Annotated in this window: 4 protein-coding genes; 1 reads left to right on the top strand and 3 read right to left on the bottom strand. The window is 70.3% G+C overall.

The window, feature by feature from the left end:
• Together AB8Z36_RS33045 and AB8Z36_RS33050 are read right to left on the bottom strand one after the other, a co-directional pair.
• Positions 1–1,198: DEAD/DEAH box helicase (locus AB8Z36_RS33045; protein ID WP_369217075.1), on the bottom strand; the 1,198-nt coding region annotated here is incomplete at its 3' end.
• A gap of 142 nt (positions 1,199–1,340) precedes the next feature.
• Positions 1,341–1,544: a cold-shock protein gene (locus AB8Z36_RS33050; RefSeq protein ID WP_037661310.1), complete on the bottom strand. Its 204-nt coding sequence runs from the start codon at positions 1,542–1,544 to the stop codon at positions 1,341–1,343.
• A gap of 317 nt (positions 1,545–1,861) precedes the next feature.
• Between AB8Z36_RS33050 and AB8Z36_RS33055 the strand changes: the two genes are divergently transcribed.
• A complete protein-coding gene (locus tag AB8Z36_RS33055) occupies positions 1,862–2,788 on the top strand; it encodes a tyrosine-protein phosphatase (RefSeq protein WP_369217076.1) in 927 nt (308 codons plus the stop codon).
• Between the two features lie 26 nt (positions 2,789–2,814).
• Here the strand turns inward: AB8Z36_RS33055 and AB8Z36_RS33060 are convergent, their stop codons facing one another.
• Complete coding sequence (locus AB8Z36_RS33060; protein WP_369217077.1) at positions 2,815–3,387, bottom strand: dihydrofolate reductase family protein; 573 nt, start codon at positions 3,385–3,387, stop codon at positions 2,815–2,817.
• Between the last annotated feature and the right edge of the window lie 2 nt (positions 3,388–3,389).

Genomic DNA, 3,389 nt, shown 5'->3' on the forward strand with positions numbered 1-3,389 from the left:
CCCCCGCCCGCGCGGTGCGCCCGCCCCGGTGCAGATAGTCCTTGTGGTCGGTGGGCGGGTCGACGTTGACGACGAGGTCGAGGTCGTCGACGTGGATGCCGCGCGCCGCGACGTTCGTGGCGATCAACGCCGTGACCTGGCCGTTCTTGAACTGGTCCAGGGTCCGGTTGCGCTGCGGCTGCGAGCGGCCGCCGTGCAGGCCGGAGGCCCGTACACCGTTGGCGAGCAGCCGCTTGGTGAAGCGGTCCACGGCGCGCTTGGTGTCCAGGAACATGATCACGCGGCCCTCGCGGGCGGCGATCCGCATGGCGACGGCCTTCTTGTCGGTCTCGTCGGCGACGTAGAGGACGTGGTGCTCCATCGTCGTGACCGCGCCCGCGGAGGGGTCGACGGAGTGCACGACGGGGTCGGTGAGGAACATCCGGACGAGCCGGTCGATGTTCTTGTCGAGCGTCGCCGAGAACAGCATGGTCTGGCCGCCCTGCTCGACCTGCTTGAGCAGCGCGGTGACCTGGGGCATGAAGCCCATGTCGGCCATCTGGTCGGCCTCGTCGAGCACGGTCGTACGCACCTGGGAGAGGTCGCAGTCGCCGCGCTCGATCAGGTCCTTGAGGCGGCCGGGCGTGGCCACGAGGACCTCGGCGCCGCGCCGCAGCGTGCCCGCCTGCTTGCCGATCGACAGGCCGCCGACGACCGTGGCGAGGCGGAGGTTGACCGAGGTCGCGTACGGCGTGAGCGCGTCCGTCACCTGCTGGGCCAGCTCACGCGTGGGGACCAGGACCATGGCGAGCGGGGACTTCGACTCGGCGCGCCGTCCCGCCGTACGGGCGAGGAGGGCGAGGCCGAAGGCGAGCGTCTTGCCCGATCCGGTGCGCCCGCGGCCGAGGATGTCGCGGCCCGCGAGGGAGTTGGGGAGCGTGGCGGCCTGGATCGGGAAGGGCTCGGTGACGCCCTGGGCGGCCAGCGTCTTCAGGAGTGCCTCGGGCATGTCGAGGTCCGCGAAGGCCTCGACGGCCGGCAGCGCCGGCGTCATGGTCTCGGGGAGCGCGAACTCGCCGCCCTGGGCGGGCTTGGGCCTGCGCCCGGCGGACTTCCTCGTGGCGGCGGCGCCCTTGGCCTGACCGTTCGGCCGGCCCCTGCCGCCCCCGGTCGCGGGTCGCTTGCGTGCGGGTCGTGCCGGGCCTTCGGAGCGATTCATGCAGTGATGCCTTCCTGGTCGCTGGACATTCCGGACCTCTGAGCCGGTGCGGCTCTGGGCCCGTCGGGCCCGATGACAGCGCAAGCCGAGGCCCGCACCCGAAGGTGCGGGCCTCGGCTGTGAGGTTCGCGCGCTGCGACGATCAGGCAGGAACGATGTTCTCGGCCTGCAGGCCCTTCTGGCCCTGGGTCACGTCGAAGGAAACCTTCTGGCCCTCGAGCAGCTCACGGAAGCCGGAGGACGCGATGTTGGAGTAGTGGGCGAAGACGTCGGGGCCGCCGCCGTCCTGCTCGATGAAGCCGAAGCCCTTTTCCGAGTTGAACCACTTAACGGTGCCGGTTGCCATGTCAATCTCCTCAACAGGGGCAGAGTATGGAGAATCACCGAATTGTGAGACTCCAGCGCCGCAATGACCCCATCCGGAGAGAACCGGAAAAAACAAATATGCGCCCTCGGAGCATTCCCGTCAGGCGCACATAAAGTTCATGGGTACCAAAACTGCAACACATAACTTTAACACGCCGCACGGAGCGGATGTTCCCGGCCTCGCCCCTCGCATCGTCCGCCACGTGAGCCCTGCCCCTTCCCACTTCAAGACCACCTCGCTACCTTCAGCCAAACAATCGTTTGGTAGGGCGTTGCCCGTGGGAAGGCGGATCACCGATGCGCATCTCTCGTACCCGTACCGCGGCCGGACTGACGATCGCCTCGCTCCTCCTCGGCACCCTGCCCGCCTGGGCGGCTCCCGCGGGGGCCGCGGCACCGGACCGCGGGACACGGGCGCACGCCCGCGCGCGAGACGCCGTCCGCCTCATCCCGCTCGAAGGCGCCGTCAACGTACGCGACCTCGGCGGGTACCGGACCCTCGACGGAGAGCGGGTCCGCCACGGCCGGGTCTTCCGGGCCGACGCGCTCAGCGAGCTCACCGACGCCGACCTCGTCACGGTCTCCGGACTCGGACTCACGAAGGTGATCGACTTCCGGGTGCCCGCCGAGGTCCGGTACGACGGGCCGGACCGGCTGCCGGACGGGCTCGTGGCGGAGTCACGGCCGGTCACCGACAACGGACTGTTCGTCCAGCTCATGAGCGCCATCGGCTCGAGGGACCCGGCCAAGCAGGAGGAGATGCTGGGCAACGGCAGGGCCGCCGCCTTCATGCGCGAGGTCTACCGCACCTTCGTCACCGACCGGGCCAACCGCGCTCAGTTCGCCGCCACCCTGCGCGCCGTCGCGGACAGCCGCTCCCCGCTGCTCTACCACTGCACCGCGGGCAAGGACCGCACGGGCTGGACGAGCTATCTGCTGCTGCGGCTCGCCGGGGTCCCCGAGCGCACGGCCGAGGGCGACTACCTGGCCTCCAACACCTACCGGGCCGCGTACGACGCGGCGGTCCGCGAGGCGCTGCGGCGGAGCGGGACGATGCGGGACCCGGAACTGCTCATCCCGCTCCAGGAGGTCCGCGCGGACTACCTCGGCACCGCCCTGTCCGAGGCCGCCAAGCGGTACGGCGGCTTCGGCGGCTATCTGGCCAAGGGGCTCGGGCTGGAGGCGGGCACGGTCCTGAGGCTCCGTGCCCGCCTGGTCGGCTGAGGCCCGGCGGAGCACGCCGGAGGAGCTCAGCGGACCACGTCGAAGACGTTCTTCTGGAGGCCGTTGGCGTACGCCTCGTGCTCGACGAGCCGCAGCTTCTGGGCGTCCTTGTCCGTCGCGCTGAAGAGCCGCTTGCCCGCGCCGAGCAGGAGCGGGAAGACGAGCAGGTGGTAGCGGTCGATCAGGCCGGCGTCGGAGAGGTTCCGGTTCAGGGTGGCGCTGCCGTGGACGATGACCGGGCCGCCCTCGGTCTCCTTCAGCGCGGCGACGTCGTCGAGGGAGCGCAGGATCGTGGTCTCGCCCCAGTTCGCCACCAGGTCCTTCTCGGCGAGCGTGGTGGAGACGACGTACTTGGGGAGCGGCTTGTAGTCGGCGAAGTCCGCCATGTCCGGCCACACCGGGCTGAACGCCTCGTAGCTGACCCGGCCGAGCAGCATCGCGGCCGCTTCCTTCTGCTCCCGGCCCTTGATCTCGAACGCCTCGGGCAGGAACTCCATGTCCTTGAAGGTCCACCCGGCGTTCCGGTAGCCCGGCTCGCCGCCCGGGGCCTCGACGACGCCGTCGAGGGAGACGAAGGCGGTGGTGATCAGAGTACGCATCG

The sequence above is a fragment of the Streptomyces flavofungini genome (assembly GCF_041028215.1).
Classification (GTDB): domain Bacteria; phylum Actinomycetota; class Actinomycetes; order Streptomycetales; family Streptomycetaceae; genus Streptomyces; species Streptomyces flavofungini_B.

Excerpts from the sequence above, each read along its gene's own strand:
- AB8Z36_RS33050 (WP_037661310.1), bottom strand. The coding sequence starts at position 1,544 with ATGGCAACCGGCACCGTTAAGTGGTTCAACTCGGAAAAGGGCTTCGGC.
- AB8Z36_RS33055 (WP_369217076.1), top strand. The coding sequence starts at position 1,862 with ATGCGCATCTCTCGTACCCGTACCGCGGCCGGACTGACGATCGCCTCG.
- AB8Z36_RS33060 (WP_369217077.1), bottom strand. The coding sequence starts at position 3,387 with ATGCGTACTCTGATCACCACCGCCTTCGTCTCCCTCGACGGCGTCGTC.